Source organism: Pseudoflavonifractor phocaeensis, assembly GCF_016901955.1.
GTDB lineage: Bacteria > Bacillota > Clostridia > Oscillospirales > Oscillospiraceae > Flavonifractor > Flavonifractor phocaeensis_A.
The window spans coordinates 1-15,865 of record NZ_JACJLC010000070.1 but is presented as its reverse complement, the minus strand read 5'-3'; the positions used below and the strand labels follow the sequence as shown (position 1 = coordinate 15,865).

16 protein-coding genes are annotated in these 15,865 nt (G+C 62.9%); 13 read left to right on the top strand and 3 right to left on the bottom strand.

The window, feature by feature from the left end; translation table 11 throughout:
• Nucleotides 1-203: hypothetical protein (locus H6B51_RS13215; protein WP_204884139.1), on the top strand; the 203-nt coding region annotated here is incomplete at its 5' end.
• 598 nt (nt 204-801) lie between these two features.
• Here H6B51_RS13215 and H6B51_RS13210 read toward each other — a convergent pair.
• Entirely contained in the window at nt 802-1,476 is a 675-nt protein-coding gene (locus tag H6B51_RS13210) for a HesA/MoeB/ThiF family protein (protein WP_204884138.1), read from the bottom strand.
• Nucleotides 1,477-1,594: 118 nt separating this feature from the next.
• On the opposite strand from H6B51_RS13210, the gene H6B51_RS13205 reads away from it, so the two are divergent.
• The 12 genes from H6B51_RS13205 (at nt 1,595) to H6B51_RS13150 (ending at nt 14,030) form a co-directional block, all read left to right on the top strand.
• Nucleotides 1,595-2,821 (top strand): molybdopterin molybdotransferase MoeA, encoded by a 1,227-nt coding sequence (locus tag H6B51_RS13205; protein WP_204884137.1) that lies wholly within the window; start codon nt 1,595-1,597, stop codon nt 2,819-2,821.
• Between the two features lie 37 nt (nt 2,822-2,858).
• Complete coding sequence (locus H6B51_RS13200; protein WP_204884136.1) at nt 2,859-4,766, top strand: molybdopterin biosynthesis protein; 1,908 nt, start codon at nt 2,859-2,861, stop codon at nt 4,764-4,766.
• Nucleotides 4,756-6,234: an NAD(P)/FAD-dependent oxidoreductase gene (locus H6B51_RS13195; RefSeq protein ID WP_204884135.1), complete on the top strand. Its 1,479-nt coding sequence runs from the start codon at nt 4,756-4,758 to the stop codon at nt 6,232-6,234. Before H6B51_RS13200 ends, H6B51_RS13195 begins: the two co-directional genes overlap by 11 nt.
• On the top strand, nt 6,231-7,145 hold the full coding sequence (locus tag H6B51_RS13190; RefSeq protein WP_204884134.1) for an NAD(P)/FAD-dependent oxidoreductase: 915 nt from the start codon (nt 6,231-6,233) through the stop codon (nt 7,143-7,145). Before H6B51_RS13195 ends, H6B51_RS13190 begins: the two co-directional genes overlap by 4 nt.
• A 112-nt stretch (nt 7,146-7,257) precedes the next feature.
• Entirely contained in the window at nt 7,258-8,256 is a 999-nt protein-coding gene (locus tag H6B51_RS13185) for an ABC transporter substrate-binding protein (RefSeq protein WP_204884133.1), read from the top strand.
• A 166-nt stretch (nt 8,257-8,422) separates the two neighbouring features.
• Nucleotides 8,423-9,025 (top strand): ABC transporter permease, encoded by a 603-nt coding sequence (locus tag H6B51_RS13180; RefSeq protein ID WP_204884132.1) that lies wholly within the window; start codon nt 8,423-8,425, stop codon nt 9,023-9,025.
• Nucleotides 9,022-9,672: an ATP-binding cassette domain-containing protein gene (locus tag H6B51_RS13175; RefSeq protein WP_204884131.1), complete on the top strand. Its 651-nt coding sequence runs from the start codon at nt 9,022-9,024 to the stop codon at nt 9,670-9,672. The genes H6B51_RS13180 and H6B51_RS13175 overlap by 4 nt, the downstream gene beginning before the upstream one ends.
• Before the next feature lie 82 nt (nt 9,673-9,754).
• A complete protein-coding gene (locus H6B51_RS13170) occupies nt 9,755-11,686 on the top strand; it encodes an aldehyde ferredoxin oxidoreductase family protein (RefSeq protein WP_204884130.1) in 1,932 nt (643 codons plus the stop codon).
• 1 nt (nt 11,687) lies between these two features.
• Nucleotides 11,688-11,939, top strand: a complete 252-nt coding sequence (locus tag H6B51_RS13165) for a MoaD/ThiS family protein (RefSeq protein WP_204884129.1) — start codon at nt 11,688-11,690, stop codon at nt 11,937-11,939.
• Between the two features lie 16 nt (nt 11,940-11,955).
• Nucleotides 11,956-12,366 (top strand): 4Fe-4S binding protein, encoded by a 411-nt coding sequence (locus H6B51_RS13160; RefSeq protein ID WP_204884128.1) that lies wholly within the window; start codon nt 11,956-11,958, stop codon nt 12,364-12,366.
• A gap of 32 nt (nt 12,367-12,398) precedes the next feature.
• A complete protein-coding gene (locus H6B51_RS13155; protein WP_335342159.1) occupies nt 12,399-13,610 on the top strand; it encodes an iron-containing alcohol dehydrogenase in 1,212 nt (403 codons plus the stop codon).
• A 108-nt stretch (nt 13,611-13,718) separates the two neighbouring features.
• A complete protein-coding gene (locus tag H6B51_RS13150; RefSeq protein ID WP_243421302.1) occupies nt 13,719-14,030 on the top strand; it encodes a polysaccharide deacetylase family protein in 312 nt (103 codons plus the stop codon).
• A gap of 375 nt (nt 14,031-14,405) precedes the next feature.
• On the opposite strand, the gene H6B51_RS13145 is transcribed toward H6B51_RS13150, so the two are convergent.
• Entirely contained in the window at nt 14,406-15,548 is a 1,143-nt protein-coding gene (locus tag H6B51_RS13145) for a tyrosine-type recombinase/integrase (RefSeq protein WP_204884127.1), read from the bottom strand.
• A gap of 92 nt (nt 15,549-15,640) precedes the next feature.
• On the bottom strand, nt 15,641-15,865 hold a 225-nt coding region (locus H6B51_RS13140), incomplete at its 5' end, for a hypothetical protein (RefSeq protein WP_204884126.1).

Sequence of the window (15,865 nt, the reverse complement as noted above, 5' to 3'; positions counted from 1 at the left end):
ATCTGCGCCGGTCTCTGGCCCGGCTGGAACAGGAGCGGCAGCGGCTGCTGGAGGCCCAGCGCCGCGAAAAAAAGCGGGTGGTCGTCCCGGTCACCCTGGACTTCCCCGCCCTGAGCTTTGAAGAAAAAAAGGTGGTGGCGGCACAGTTGATCCGTAGGATCGATGTGTCCGAGGACGGGGTCGAGATCATCTGGAATATTTGATCGCGCTTACGACGTTAATATGCAACCGTATATCATATAATCTGCATAAAATAGCGGCAATGCAGTGGAGCTGCAACTCCACTACACCTGCGCAGGTGCTAACCCACCTGCACAACGGACTGCGTCCGCACCGCAGGGATAGTATACCCTGTTTCCCCTTTCCGTGTAGGCCTACGCCCTGCACGGTATTTTATTTTCTCATCAAACCGGCGGCGCCGCCGCCTGAAAGGAAGGAAACGTATGTATACTCAGGAAGATTTCCCAATCCGTGCACCTGTAAAACAAAAGTAGACACTCATAGTTACTAGGCTACTTTTCTGTATTTTGCGGTCTTATTTCCGGACCTCAGGGCATCAGGTGCTCCAGTAGCTGTGTGAGACAATCATCTCAGGCAACTGGAAATCCTTGCGGCACGACGGCTCGCACCAGACGACGCTCCGGGGCCAAAGTGGAGGTTGCTTTTATAAACTGGCAGGTCTATAATTTTCAAAAAGAGCGATCAATCAAAGGCATGTGCCTATCCGTTTTGTCAGGCGCCCCGCCGGCTCGGACAGCCACGCCCCCTTCCGGGCGGCCTTCGCCTGAACGGCGCCGCACGTCAGAGCGGGAGCACCTGATACTCCTGCTCCAGCAGATCCATCCACAGCAGCTTCCCCGCCAGAGGGCTGGCCCGGCCGCACAGAAGCCGGATGGCCTCGCCGGCCTGGACAGCCGCGCACAGACCCGCCGTGGGCGAGAGGTTTCCCTGCTCCGGATGCGCAGGGACATCCGTGGGATAGAGCCGCTCCATCAGGTCGCTCTCCGGTGGGATCACCGCCGCCTGGGCATACCAGCCCTGAATGGCCCCGTGGACCAAGGGGATGCCCGCCTGGCGGCAGGCGCTGGCCAGGATGCGTCGGGCGGACGGACTGTCCAGGGCGTCCAGGGCCAAATGGTGGCCGGCAATCAGATGGTCGGCGTTTTCTGCCGTTAGGAAGGTGGGGACGACCTTTACCGTCACCTGCGGATTCACCAGGGCGGCCCGTTCACATGCACACTCCGCTTTGGACCGGCCCAGACTTGCTGCGTCGGCCAGCAGCTGGCGGTTGAGGTTGCTGGGCGCGAACTTGTCCCCGTCGCACACTGTGATGGTTCCCACCCCGACCCGGAGCAGATGCTCCAGCAGATACCCGCCCAGTCCGCCGCAGCCGGCCAGAAACACCCGGCCCTTCTGCAGCTGCAGACAGTCCTGTTCCGTGAGGGGGCCCAGATTGCGGGCATAGCGTTCCTGCATCACACATCCACCTCTCTTTTCGCAATTTTGAACTTATTTTACCGGATTCCCCCAGGGGAGACAAGCCCTGGGGTAGGATTTTCCATGCCGTCCGCCATGCTCGCAGGAGGGAAACACCATGCTCAATGTCAAAACGCCGGATGAGGCTCTGGAGATCATCCGTACCGCCTTTGCCCCTCTGGACCTGCCTCCGGAAACTGTACCGCTGGCCGCTGCGCTGGGGCGGGTGCTGGCGCTGGATGTGACCGCTGATGCCTGGGTGCCCGACTTCCACCGCTCCACGGTGGACGGCTATGCCGTCCGGGCCTCCGACACCTTCGGCTGTTCCGACGCCCTGCCCGCCCAGCTGATCCTGGCCGGGGAGGTCCGGATGGGAGAGGGGGCGGGGCTGACCCTGGCTCCGGGTCACTGTGCCGCCGTCCCCACGGGCGGGGGAGTGCCCCAGGGGGCGGACGCTGTGCAGATGCTGGAACTGTGCGAGGACTACGGCGACGGCACCATCGGGGTGCTCAAAAGCGTGGCCCCCGGCCACAACATGATCTTCCGGGGAGATGACGTCAAGCCCGGTGACAGGGTGCTCCCCGCCGGCCGCCGGCTGGAGCCCCAGGATATCGGTGCCCTGGCTGCCCTGGGGGTGATCTCGGTGCCGGTAGTGCCTCGCCTCCGGATGGGGGTCATCTCCACCGGGGATGAACTGGTGCCGCCGGAGTGTATCCCCGCCGCCGGCCAGGTCCGGGATGTGAACGGCCCCTTGATCTGCGCCATGCTGGAGCAGGCCGGGGCTCTGACCCGGTTCTACGGCATTATCCCCGATCAGGAGGACCGGCTGACCCGGACGGTGGAGGAGGCCCTGGAAGCCTGCGATGGGGTGATCCTGTCCGGGGGCAGCTCCGTGGGGGAGAAGGATGCGGCCTGCCGGATCATGTCCGCCCTGGGGGAGGTGCTGTTCCACGGCATTGCCATGAAACCGGGCAAGCCCACGCTCCTGGGCAGAACGGCATCGGGCAAAGCCATGGTGGGGCTTCCGGGGCATCCGGTAGCCGCCCTGTTCACCACCCAGCTCTTTGTCCGGGCTCTGCTGGTCCGCCTGGAGGGGCGGACCATGCGCCAGCGGCAGGTCACCGCCCGGCTCACCGAGGCGGTCTCCGCCAACCACGGCCGGGCCCAGTACAACGGTGCCATCCTCCGCCAGGGTCCTGAGGGGCTGGAAGCCCTGCCCATCCGGGGCAAATCAGGGCTCATCACCACCCTGGCCGGAGCGGATGGCTATTTCTGCATTCCCCGGGACTGCGAGGGCTTTCCTGCCGGAGCCCAGATCCCGGTCTATCTGTTTACCGCCGACTGAACTGTTTTTCACCATTCCCTGTGGGAAGGAGACCGATATGGCCTTTCAATATCTCAACAACCGGCCTCTGGACGAGGCCAGAAGTCAGTACCTGGCTCTGCTGCTGGAGGCGGGCTTTGCCCCCCGGACGGAAACCATACCCGTTCCGGCTGCCGGAGGGCGGACCACTGCCGGGGCGGTGTACGCCCGCATCTGCGCGCCCCACTACCCCGCCTGCGCCATGGACGGCATCGCCGTCACTGCGGCGGACACCTTCGGAGCCAGCGACACCACCCCGGTCTCCCTGACCCCCGAACAGTATGCGGTGGTGGACACCGGTGATCCCCTGCCGGAGGGGCGGGATGCCGTTATCATGGTGGAAGAGGTTGTCTTTGCCGACGGGCGGGCGGTCATCCGCCAGGCTGCCGCCCCCTGGCAGCACGTCCGCCAGATCGGAGAGGATATCTGTGCCGGGGAGATGATTCTGGCCGGCCATACTGCGATCTCTCCCGCTGCCATCGGGGCCATGCTGGCCGCCGGGGTGCTGGAGGTGAAGGTGCTGGCCAGGCCGGTGGTGGGCATCATCCCCACCGGGGATGAGGTGGTTCCCCCTACTGCCGCCCCCGGGCCCGGCGACGTAATGGAATTCAACTCCTCCATCTTTTCGGCCATGCTGCACCAGTGGGGGGCGGAGCCACGGGTCTATCCCATTGTCCCGGACCGGGAGGAGGCCATCCGCGCCGCTTTGGAGCAGGCTCTGGAGCAGTGCGACATGGTTCTGCTCAACGCCGGCTCCTCCGCCGGGCGGGAGGACTACGCCTCCGCCGTCATCGGCCAGGTGGGGGAGGTCTTCTGCCATGGGCTGGCCATCCAGCCCGGCAAGCCCGCCATCCTGGGCCGTCAGGGGGGCAAGCCCATCCTGGGGGTGCCCGGTTACCCGGTGTCCGGCATCATTGTGATCGAGCAGCTGCTGCACCCCCTGGTGGACCTGTGGCTGGGCCGGGAGACGGAGCTGCCCGCCCAGGCGCAGGCCGTCCTGAGCCGCCGGGTGGTGTCCAGCCTGAAATACCAGGAATTTGTCCGGGTGCGGCTGGGCCGGGTGGGAGGATGCCTGGTGGCCGCGCCCCTGGCCAGGGGCAGCGGAATGGTCTCCTCCTTTATGAAGGCCGACGGTATCCTGGAGATTCCCCAGGGCAGCGAGGGCCTGGAGGCGGGGACGGAGGTCTCCGTCCGCCTGCTCCGTCCTGCCCGGGACCTGGAGCATACCCTGGTGACCATCGGAAGCCACGACCCGCTGCTGGACGAGCTGGCCGACCTGCTCCACCAGGCCGATCCCTCGGCCTATATGAGCTCCTCCCATGTGGGCTCCATGGGGGGCCTCATGGCCATCCGCCGGAGGGAGACCCATATGGCCGGCTGCCATCTGCTCAACGAGGCCGACGGCACCTACAATACCGCCATCCTGGAAAAGCAGTTCCCCAAGGGCGGCGTGTACCAGGTGGAGTGCGTGGGCCGAACCCAGGGCCTGATGGTGGCCCCCGGCAACCCCCTGGACCTCACCGGATTCCGGGACATCAGCCGGCCCGGTATCCGATATGTCAACCGCCAGAAGGGGTCCGGCACCCGGATCCTGGCCGATTACCTGTGCCGGAAGGAGGGGGTGGACCCCGCCGGGGTCTATGGATATGACCGGGAGGAGTTCACCCATACCGCCGTGGCCGCCCAGATCGCCGGCGGCACCGCCGACGCGGGTATGGGGATCCTGTCTGCGGCAAAAATCTACGGCCTGGACTTCCTGCCGGTATGCGTGGAGCAGTACGACCTGATCATCCCAGATTACGCCTGGGACGCCCCTGTGGTCCGCCAGGTGCTGGGGATCCTGGCAAGCCCGGCCTTCCGGGACCGGCTGGAGAAGCTGGGGGGCTATACGCTGGATCAGCCGGGGCGGGTGCGCCGTGTCTACTGAGGTGCGCTATGATGTGGTGGTGCTGGGGGGCGGACTGCTGGGCTGCTTTGCCGCCCGCCATCTCACCTCCTACCGGCTGCGCTGCGCACTGGTGGAGGCCCGGGAGGACGTGTGCACCGGCATCTCCCGGAGCAACAGTGCCATTGTCTACACCGGCTGCGACAATAAGCCCGGAACCCTAAAAGCCCGGCTGTGCGTTCAGGCCAACCGGAGCTTTGAGCAGCTGTGCGCCCAGCTGTCCGTCTCCTTTGTCCGCCGGGGCTCCCTGCTGGTGAGCTATGGACCCCGGGGGGACCAGGTGGTACGGCGCAAATATGACCAGGGGCAGGAAAACGGAGTAGAGGGCCTGTCCATCCTCACCGGAGCCCAGGCGGCGGCCCTGGAGCCCGGACTGGCCCCGGGCATCACCTCCGCCCTCCTTGCCTCCGGTACCGGGGTGACCGACCCCTGGGCCCTGTGCTATGCCGCTTATGAGAATGCCCAAGCCAACGGCTGCCAGGTCTATCTCAATGCCCCGGTCACTGCCCTGCGCCGGGAGGGGAAGGACTGGGTGATTGCCGCCGGTACACATACCCTCCGGGCGAGGGCTGTGCTCAACTGCTGCGGCCTGGAGGCCCACCGCATCCAGGAGTTGTGCGCCCCGCCCACCGTGCGGGTCATTCCCGACCGGGCGGACTATCTGGTTCTGGATCAGCCGACGGGCCCCTATGTCCACCACGTGATCTTTCAGGAGCCGGAGCAAAAGGGGAAGGGCCTGACCCTGATCCCCACCACCGACGGCAAGCTGCTCCTGGGCCCCTCGGAGCAGCCCGGCGGAGCGGCGCCCCACCGGGCGGTCACGCCGGAGGGGCTGGATTTTCTCCGGCGCACGGCGGCCAGGGTGGTACCTGGCCTGGATCTGAGTCAGGTGATCCGGGCCTTCGGGGCGGTCCGCCCCAATCCCTTTTCCGTCCGGCAGGAGGGCGAGGCCTGGGTGCCCGAGGACAAGGGTATCCACAGCTTCACCATCAGCACCCCCTGCCCCGGTCTCTGGTCCCTCATCGGCATCAAGACTCCGGGGCTCACCTGCGCCGACGCCCTAGGGGCCATGCTGGCCGGTGAGGCGGCGGCCTATGTGGGGAAGGGTCGGCCTAATCCGGACTTTGATCCCTGCCGGCCTTTGCCGCCCCGGCCCCGGGATCTGGACAGCGCCGCCCGCCGTGCTTTGGTACAGGCCCACCCCGCCTATGGCCGGGTGATCTGCCGCTGCGAGGACGTGACCGAGGGGGAGATCCTGGATGCCATCCGCCGGGGGGCGGTGACCCTGGACGGGGTCAAGCGCCGGGTGGGCCCGGGGCTGGGCCGGTGCCAGGGCAGCTGGTGCGCCGATCAGGTGCTGGACCTTCTGGCCCGGACGCTGGGCGTGTCCCCCGAAGAAGTCACCCAAGATGGGGCGGACAGCCTCCTGCTGGGAGGTGAGGGAACATGACCTGGGACGTACTGGTAGTGGGAGCCGGTGCGGCGGGGATGGCGGCCGCCCTTTCCGCTCGGGAGGCGGGTGCAAATGCCGTCCTTCTGGCGGACCGGAGTACCCGGCTGGGGGGTGTGCTCCCTCAGTGCCTCCACACCGGCTTCGGCATGGGTATCTTCCGCCGGGAGATGACCGGAGCGGATTATGCTGCCCGCTGGGCGGACATGGTCAGGGCTGCTCCCATTGCGCTGTGCCTGGATACCACGGTTCTCTCGGTCAGTCCGGACCGCCGGGCCCTGCTCTCCGGGCGGTCCGGGGTGGAGGAAATCTCCTTTAAGGCCCTGGTGCTGGCCGCCGGGTGTCGGGAGATCCCCATCGGGGCCCTGGCCCTCCCCGGTACCCGGCCGGCGGGGATCTTTACCGCCGGCCAGGCCCAACGTATGGTCAATCTCCAGGGCCTCTCCCTGGGTCGCAGGATTGTGATCCTGGGCAGCGGGGACGTGGGCCTGATCATGGCCCGTCAGTTTACCCTGGCAGGCTGCACAGTGGAGGCCGTGGTGGAGCAGCGGGATCGCTGCGGCGGTCTGCCCAGAAATTATCATCAATGTATCCAGGCTTGCGGCATCCCCCTGCTCACACGGAGCACTGTCAGCTGTATCCACGGCGAGGGGCGCATCTGTGGGGTGACCATCCGGCAGCTAGACAGCGGAACGGAACGCTTTCAGCCCTGCGACACCCTGGTCACCGCTCTGGGCATGGTCCCCGAGCGGGAGCTGCTCCGCCCGCTGGGGGAGCAGCTGCCCCCCTGGGTGTTTCTGTGCGGCAACTGCCGGAGTATCCACCGGACGGTAGACACGGTGAGCCGCCAGGGAGCGGAGGCCGGTCGGGAAGCCGCCGGATGGGCCCTGCGGTTCGGGGAAGCCGGTTGACAAACCCGCGGCATAAGATTAGTATTTAAAGTATAAAAGCAGCCTTTGCAACCGCACCTTCCGGATCGGTCTGTCAGGGACGGAAAATAAAAGGAATGGAGAGGAAACCGCAATGAAGAAACAGACTGCCGCCCTTTTGCTGTCGTTTTCCCTGGTTGCAGGATGTTTGGCCGGGTGCGCACCACAGAATGCCGCTGTCAATGAGTCTCCCTCTGCGGCCCCGGCGGAGAGCGTGGACCTGACTATCCTCTATGAGGCCGACGAGGACATGATCAACAACTATTCCCTGCTGGCGGTCAATCCCGACACCCCCTTTGCCGACGCCGACGGCAACCCGGTGTCCGACGTGTATATCAATACGGAGGGGGCTGCCGCCCTCATCAACTGGATGCTCTCTGAGGCGGGCAAGGCCGCTATTGCGGACTACGGCTACGCCGACTACGGTGAGTACCTCTTCCATCTGACGGAGGACGGCCCCACATCTGCCGCCGACATCCCCCAGGCCACGGAGGAGACCAAGGTCATCCGGATGTCCACCACCACTTCGGTGAACGACTCCGGCCTGCTGGGCTATCTGCTGCCCCTCTTTGAAGAAGCCTACGGCTACACCGTGGAGGTCACCTCCGCCGGTACCGGAAAAGCCATTGCCAGCGCCCAGAACGGCAACGCTGATCTGCTGCTGGTCCACTCCAAGAGCCAGGAGGAGGACTTTGTGGACGGCGGCTACTCCTACGTGCTACCCGGCTTCGAGGGGGAGCGGCTGACCTTTATGTACAACTACTTCGTCCTCTGCGGCCCCTCCGCCGATCCTGCCGGTGTGAAGGAGGCAGCCACTGTGAAGGATGCCTTTGCCGCCATTGCCGAAGGAAAGTATCCCTTTGTCTCCCGTGGAGACCAGTCCGGCACCCATACCAAGGAGATCTCCCTGTGGCCTGAGGACCTGGGCATCACGACGGATGCCGCCTCCGTGGAGGGCTACGCCGACTGGTACACCTGCTCCAATGCGGGTATGGGGGTGTGTCTCACCATGGCGGAGGAGACGGGTGCCTACATCCTCTCGGACAAGGCTACCTTCCTCACCTTCCGGGCCAGCAACGGCGCTATCGAGTAAAGGATGCGGCCCGGCGGCTCCGGCCGCCGCAAAAAGGGCCTGCCCCCTGGCAGGCCCTTTTTCACAGAAGGAGGGACGTTCCATTAAGACTGCCTTTGTCCAGGCTCTGGCCCTGATCGCCTCCGGCGACCGGCAGCTTGGGAGTATTCTGGCCACCACCCTGCGCATGGTGCTGGCAAGCTCCGTCATCGCCCTGGCGGCGGGCGCCCCCCTGGGGGTGCTGCTGGGCAGCTATTCCGGCCGGGGCAAACGGGCCCTGGTGGTGGTCAACCGGACGCTGATGGGCCTTCCGCCGGTGGTGGTGGGCCTGGTGTGCTACATGCTCTTTTCCGGGGTGGGACCTCTGCGCCATCTGCGGCTGCTGTACACGGTGACAGGCATGGTCATCGCCCAGATCATTCTGCTGGTTCCCCTCATCGCCGGCAGCATGGAGGCCCATGTGTCCACGGTGGCTCCCGATATCCGGGAAACCGCCCACGGCATGGGCCTGGGCCGGGGCCGCACCCTGCTGCTGCTCATTAACGAAAGCCAATATCAGCTGGTCAGCGCCTACCTGCTGGGCCTGGGCCGGGCCTTTGCCGAGGTGGGCGCGGTGTCCATGGTGGGAGGCGCCATTGCCTACAAGACCAACGTGATGACCACCGCCATCATGAACTACACCAATATGGGGGACTTTACCACCGCTCTGGCCCTGGGGATTATCCTGCTGGCTATCTCCCTGCTGCTGAATGCCGGGGTGGCCCTGCTGCACTGGGGGTTGAAACGATGAATCTGCCCCCTATCACAAAGACCTACGGCGGCCGTAGAGTGCTGGATTTACCCGCTCTGGAACTGGCAGATGGCACCATCCACGCCGTGATCGGTGCCAACGGCAGCGGAAAATCCACTCTGGCCCGGATTCTGGCTGGCGTGATAAAGCCAGATCAGGGCAGCTTTCCCTATGTCGGGCAAGCAGGATATATGCCGCAGCGGTCCTATTCCTTCCGGATGAGCGTGGTGCGGAACCTGCAGCTCACCGGCGCAGGACGGGAGCGGGCCATGGCCCAACTGGAGGCTTTCGGACTGGCCGGGCTGGCCCGGCAGAATGCCAAGGGCCTCTCCGGCGGCGAGACGGCCCGGCTGGCGCTGGCCAGGGTGCTGATGGAGGACCACCCGCTTCTCATCCTGGATGAGCCCACCGCGGCCATGGATGTGGCCTCCGCTCTCCGGAGCGAGGAGATCCTGCTGGAGTATCAGGCCAGAACAAGGTGTACCGTGGTGCTGGTCACCCACTCCATGACCCAGGCCCGGCGGATGGCCGGACAGGTCCTCTTTCTCAAGGACGGGCGTCTGGTGGAGCAGGGAGAGACCGGGCAGGTCCTCTCTCATCCCCGCTGCGCCGAAACACAGGCGTTTCTGGACTTCTACACCCTCTGAGCCAGGCCGGTATGACAGGAAAGATTACAACCAGACATGAGAAGCGCAGGCTCCGCAAGCCCTGCGCGCGGGAGGCGAGACTATGTCATCCAAATACGGCGGGTACATGGGAAAGGTGGCCCAGGTGGATCTGGCCACCGGCACGGTCAGTCCCTATCCCTGGACTGACCGGGATCGTGAATTGTTCATCGGCGGAAAGATCATGGCCGCCAAAATCCTCAGCGACCACCTGACGGGCAAGGAGGAGCCTTTTTCCGACCGGAACCTGCTGGTCATCGCCACCGGCCCCCTGACCGGCACCGGTGCTCCCAGCTCCAGCCGGTTCAACATCTCCACCCTGTCCCCCCAGACCGGTCTGCTGGCTTCCTCCAACTGCGGAGGCAATTTCGGCTATTATCTGAAGAAAGCCGGCTATGATGCCCTGATCCTCCGGGGACAGGCCAGGGAGCACACCTGGCTGGAGATCACCAACGACAAATTTGTCTTTCACAATGCCGACGAGTTGTGGGGAAAGAGTACATCTGCGACCCAGCAGGCCCTCTCCGACCTGCTGACCCAGCGGGGTGGCCCGGACAAAAGCGGAAAGCTGTGCATCGGGCCGGCCGGCGAAAACCGGGTGCTCTATGCCTCCATTGTCAGCAATGAGCGCATCTCCGGCCGCACCGGCATGGGCGCCATCATGGGCTGGATGAATCTGAAAGCCATTACAGTCACGGGCAACCATGTGGTGCGGGCCTATGATGCAGAAAAAATGATGGCCTGGAACCGGAAATGGTTCCGCTACCTCCGCTCTCATCCACTCACCGGCGAGCAGCTGCCCCGGATCGGCACCGCCGGTCTGGTCAGCCAGATGCAGATGCGGCGCATCCTTGCCACGGAGAACTTCCGCTACGGCCAGAATGAATCCTTTGAGAAGGTCAACGGCGAACGGCTGGCCGAGGAATTCAACGTGGTCAATAAGGGCTGCCTCACCTGTCCCATCCGGTGCGCCCGCACCGTGGCAGTGGACGGCCAGGAGGTGAAGGGCCCGGAGCTGGAGACCCTGGGGCTGCTGGGCGGCGGCATCCGCAACGACAACATGGAACTGCTGCTGCGGTGGAACTATGAACTGGATGAACTGGGCATGGACTCCATCTCCGCCGCAGGCACCCTGGCCTGGGCCATGGAGGCCAACGAAAAGGGGATCTGGAACTGCGGTCTGAACTTCGGCCAGGTGGACGGCATCTCCCAGCTGTGGGAGAACATCGCCCACCGCCGGGGGATCGGCGACGAGCTGGCCGACGGCAGCAGACGCCTGTCGGAAAAATACGGCGGCAAGGAGTTTGCCATCCACTCCAAGGGGCTGGAGCTGTCCGCCTACGAACCCCGCCACGCAGTTGGCATGGGCCTGGGCTATGCGGTGTCCAACCGGGGCGGCTGCCACCTCAACGGCGGGTATCTGGTGATTCTGGAGGGACTGGGGCTGAACATTGACGCCCAGACCCCCAAGGCCAAGGCGGATCTCACCGTCATGTTCCAGAACCTGATGGAGATGATCTCCGCCACCGGACAGTGCCTGTTCACCTCCTACGCTTTCTTCCCCGCTCCCCTGATGTCCAGGCCCAACGCCTGGTATACCCGGGCAGCCAACAAGCTGCTCCCCCACACGGGGATGGTCATCCGTCTGCTCAACCGGTGTCCCCGGGCCGTACATATGCACCTGTCCCCCGTGTTCCACCACACCCGGGGGTTCCAGTATGCCACCGGCATGCCCATGACCTTCGGCGACTATATGAATGTGGGCAGCCGGGGCTACACCCTGGAGCGCAGTGTAAACTGCCGGTTCGGCGTCTCCGCCAAGGACGATACCCTTCCCAAACGTCTGACGGACGAGCCCCAGCAGCCCAACAACCCCAAAACCCGGGTGCCTCTGAAAAAAATGACCCCGGTTTATTACGCCGCCCGGGGGTGGGATTCCAACGGGATTCCGACTCCCCAGACCCTGAAAAAGCTGGGTCTGAAAGGAGCTGACTGATATGGTGAGCGTCAAGCTGTTTGGCGCGCTGCGCCTGCGGTCCGGTTTGAAGGAATATCAGCTGGAGGCCCGGAATCTGACCGAACTGTTCTCCCAGCTGGCAGAGCTGTCCTCCCATACCGGGATGGAGCAGGTCACGGTCCGGGAGCTGCGCTCCTGTATCATCTCAATCAACGGCAAGCAGTGCGGGCCGCGCCACGCCCTCCGGGATGGGGACGCCGTCGTGTTGCTTACCCCGGCCAGCGGCGGCTGAGAGGAGGTCTTGAGCAATGTCCTATCGGATTACGGATCAATGCAAAGGCTGTACCCTTTGCAGCAAAAATTGTCCTGTCATGGCCATTACAGGCCAGACAAAGCAGCCGCACACCATTGATCCCGACCGCTGCGTCAGCTGCGGCCTGTGCGGAAAGCTGTGCGCCTTCGGCGCCATTGTGGATGACCGGGGGGTACCGGCGGTAAAAATCCCCAAAAGCCAGTGGAAAAAGCCGGAGATCGACCCGGCTCTGTGTGCCGCCTGTTCTGTCTGTGTGGAAAACTGCCCCAAAGAGTGTCTGTCCATTTCCAACCCCCGGTACCACGGGGACATCACCATGATCGCCCTGCTCCGCACTCCGGAGGACTGTATCGGCTGCGGGATCTGCGCCGACCGGTGTCCCGTGGGGGCCATTACGCTGATCTGACAAAGTGAATATCAGGAAAGGAGCGTCACGTTATGAATACCCTGTCCAAAGTCTATTGCAGAACCTTTCAGGCTATCATGAAGCTGGGCCATTATTTTTTGAACTACCGGACCCCGGAGACGATGAAAGGCGCTGGAAGCATCAAGCGGCTGCCCGCCTTACTTCAGAAGAAGGGCATCAAACGGATCCTGGTGGTCACCGATGCCAGCCTGATGAAGCTGGGGCTTCCGGTTCCCATGCTGGAGGCCATGAAGAAGGCGGGGATCACCTGCACGGTCTATGACGGGGTCGCGCCAAATCCCACCTCGGATAACGTGGAGGAGGGGCTGAAGCTCTATCTGGAACATGGCTGCAAGGGAGTCGTGGCCATCGGCGGCGGCTCTCCCATCGACTGCGCCAAAGCCATCAGCGCCCGGGTCGTCCGGCCCAAGCGGTCGGTGGCCCAGATGCAGGGCCTGCTGAAGGTCAACCGCCGCCGCAAGATCCCGCCCTTTGTGGCCGTTCCTACCACCGCCGGTACCGGCTCGGAGACCACAGTGGCCGCTGTCATCACCGATGCCGCCACCCACCACAAGGCCTCCATTAACGATACCGCCATTCTCCCCCACTACGCCGTCCTGGATCCGGAACTGACCATCGGCCTGCCCCCCTTCATCACGGCCACCACCGGGATGGACGCCTTGTGCCACGCCGTGGAGGCATACACCAACCATACCTACAACACCAAGCTGGAAAACCGGTATGCGGAGGAGGCCGTCCGCCTGATCCATGACAACCTGCTTGCGGCATACCGCGACGGCAAGAATCTGGAGGCCCGCCAGAATATGCAGATCGCCGCCTTCAAGGCTGGCCGCGCCTTTACCCGGGGCTGTGTGGGCTATGTCCATGCCATCGGCCACACGCTGGGAGGGCTGTACGGAACGCCCCACGGTCTTGCCATGTCCGTCCTGCTGCCCCATGTGATGGAGGCCTTCGGCCCGGCCGTCTATCCCCGGCTTGCCCGGCTGGCCGATCTCTGCCAGATGGGGCCGGGCACCCAGGAGGAGAAGGCCAAGCGCTTTATCCAGTGGATTGTCGATATGAAGCGGGAAATGGGGATTCCCGAAAAGCTGGACATGATCAAAGACGAGGATGTACCCCAGATCATTACCTGGGCCATGAAGGAGGCCAATCCGCTTTATCCTGTGCCCGTCCTCTGGGGCCGGGAGGAGTTCCGACAGTTTATCGACAAGGTGCGCGTCTGATTTTTCTGCATGGCACGGGGCCGGCAGCCATAGGCTTCCGGCCCCGTCTGTCTGTCACAGCGTAACCGTCAAATCTCCCAGCGCAGAAAAGATGTAACCGTTTGGAAAATGCCGGAATGGCCTGCGCCCCAACGCCTTGAAGCTGTATGGGACAGTGACAGCCTGGACTGGAAGGAGATCTCCGCCAGCGAGATCACCCAGCGGGTGACAAACAAGGTCTGTCCTGGCTCTATCGTCCTTTTCCATAACGCCGCTCTCCACACTCCCGAGGCTCTGTCGGATATCCTCCAGTGCCTGCTCCAGGAGGGCTACACCTTCGTTCCCATCTCCCAGCTCATCCTGTCGGGCACCTACGGCGCCGACTACACCATCGACCACACCGGGCGGCAGCTCCCCTGCCAGCCCACTTCGACCGGCTGAACAAATAGCAACTCATGGGTCTGTTGCAAAACAGCTGTTTTGCATAAGCCTGTCATTGGAAGCCAATGGGCACACTGGCATGACAATCTGTTTTTCCGGATGGAGGAACGGATCCCCACAAAAAAATGGCCGCTTGGCGGCCATTTTTTTGTGCGGATGACAAGGTGATTATGTATTTTGCTCATTTTGCAGCAGGCCCTTCTTTATGCATGAAACGGCGGCTTCTAATCAAGCCGCCGTTTTTATTTATTGTATAAAAGAAGCGGAGCCGAAAAGTGTGACCAGGGTGCAAACGGTCTGACAGCCAAGCGTGCTCATATCATCCCCACGGTCTTCATCATTTCAGCTCTGGACGGGAACATCCCTGTCACAGCTCTAGCCAGTCTCGATGCGGGCGGCCACAGTGTTGAGCACCTCCTGGTGGGTCTGATCAAAGATATGGGTATATACACGTCCGGTAATGGATACGTCCTTGTGTCCAAGGGCTTTTCCGATATCCACCAGGGGAATGCGGGCGCTGTTGGCCAGGCTGGCGAAGGTGTGTCGCAGACCGTGGACTGTGATGGGAGGAAGCCCGTGATCCAGTACGAAGAGCCGGAAGGCCCAGGTCACCGAGTTGGGGTGCCTGGGCATCCCCCTGTGGTCAGTGAGTACATAACCGCTGTCCTGGTAATTTTCCTGCTCCGCGGCACGTTTTAACTGCTCCTCCCGGATGGAATGGAGCAGCCGGTTCAGGTCATCTAGCCCGGCAATTCCCAGGGTGCGGATGGAGCTTTTGGTTTTGGGTTCCTTTTCCACCACCCGGTGGCCCGCGGTGGTACGGGTGACCTGGATGCGGATCATGTAGTGCTCAAAGTCGATATCCGACCACCGCAGGCCGCATATCTCCCCCCGACGCAGGCCCAGGTAGGCTCCCAACTTGACCACCAGCTCCAGCCAGTTCCCTTCCACTGCCCGGAAGAGCTCTCGCAGCTGCTCCGGGGTGTAGTAAAACTGGCGGGTAGGATGCTCCCGAGGAGCCTCCACCCGAGCTACCGGATTTTCCCGCAGAATGCGCTGGCGGAAGGCAAATTGGAGCGCTGTGTGGAGCAGGATATGGTGTTTGTGGACGCTGTTGGAATCCAGGTTACCCTCCCGCATTTTTTGTGCGTAGTATTTCTGAATATGCCAGGGCTCCAGGTGGTTGAGCCTGATCCGTCCCATGGCGGGGTTGACGTGGTTTTTGATGACCGATCGGTAGCAGTAGTAAGTGGTATATGCCCGGTTTGGGGCAATGACCTCCTCAAGCCAGTATTCCAGCCATTCCGCCAGGGTCAGCCTGCTGGAATCACAGGGCAGTCGTCCGCCTCTTCCACTCTGAAATTGCTCCAGAGCCATTTCCGCTTCCGCCAGATCTGTAAAAGTTCGCACCCGACGGTCTCTTCGTCCATCCGCGTCGGTGCCATAATTAAAGCAGACATAATACAGCCGCTTTTTGTCATCGTACGCCAGATTTTTTTTGATCGCCTTTCTTGCCAATTGTGATCCCTCCTAATACGCGCAGATTAATTTGTCGAAAAACCGCGTACTATTCACATTGTGTCAGGTATTTTCACTTGCGTCAATCATTCTTAGGGAGGAAATTGCCTGATTTTTCGAGGAATTTTGGCTACCTGGCGGCTACCGGTAGCCATTGTCCCTTCTTCAATCCCTTGGGGCAGAAAGGTTTGCGGACTTGGCCAGAGCATGTTTCCTTGCCTAAAGTCTAAAAAAATTAAGGAGGAATACCAAATGAGAAACCTCAAGCGTGTTCTCAGCCTGGCTCTGGCCGCCATGATGCTCATCGGCATGATGGT

Coding starts and splice junctions, on each gene's coding strand:
- H6B51_RS13155 (WP_335342159.1), top strand. CDS start 12,399: ATGAATACCCTGTCCAAAGTCTATTGCAGAACCTTTCAGGCTATCATG.
- H6B51_RS13175 (WP_204884131.1), top strand. CDS start 9,022: ATGAATCTGCCCCCTATCACAAAGACCTACGGCGGCCGTAGAGTGCTG.
- H6B51_RS13205 (WP_204884137.1), top strand. CDS start 1,595: ATGCTCAATGTCAAAACGCCGGATGAGGCTCTGGAGATCATCCGTACC.
- H6B51_RS13180 (WP_204884132.1), top strand. CDS start 8,423: ATGGTGCTGGCAAGCTCCGTCATCGCCCTGGCGGCGGGCGCCCCCCTG.
- H6B51_RS13165 (WP_204884129.1), top strand. CDS start 11,688: ATGGTGAGCGTCAAGCTGTTTGGCGCGCTGCGCCTGCGGTCCGGTTTG.
- H6B51_RS13200 (WP_204884136.1), top strand. CDS start 2,859: ATGGCCTTTCAATATCTCAACAACCGGCCTCTGGACGAGGCCAGAAGT.
- H6B51_RS13185 (WP_204884133.1), top strand. CDS start 7,258: ATGAAGAAACAGACTGCCGCCCTTTTGCTGTCGTTTTCCCTGGTTGCA.
- H6B51_RS13210 (WP_204884138.1), bottom strand. CDS start 1,476: ATGCAGGAACGCTATGCCCGCAATCTGGGCCCCCTCACGGAACAGGAC.
- H6B51_RS13170 (WP_204884130.1), top strand. CDS start 9,755: ATGTCATCCAAATACGGCGGGTACATGGGAAAGGTGGCCCAGGTGGAT.
- H6B51_RS13150 (WP_243421302.1), top strand. CDS start 13,719: ATGCCGGAATGGCCTGCGCCCCAACGCCTTGAAGCTGTATGGGACAGT.
- H6B51_RS13190 (WP_204884134.1), top strand. CDS start 6,231: ATGACCTGGGACGTACTGGTAGTGGGAGCCGGTGCGGCGGGGATGGCG.
- H6B51_RS13160 (WP_204884128.1), top strand. CDS start 11,956: ATGTCCTATCGGATTACGGATCAATGCAAAGGCTGTACCCTTTGCAGC.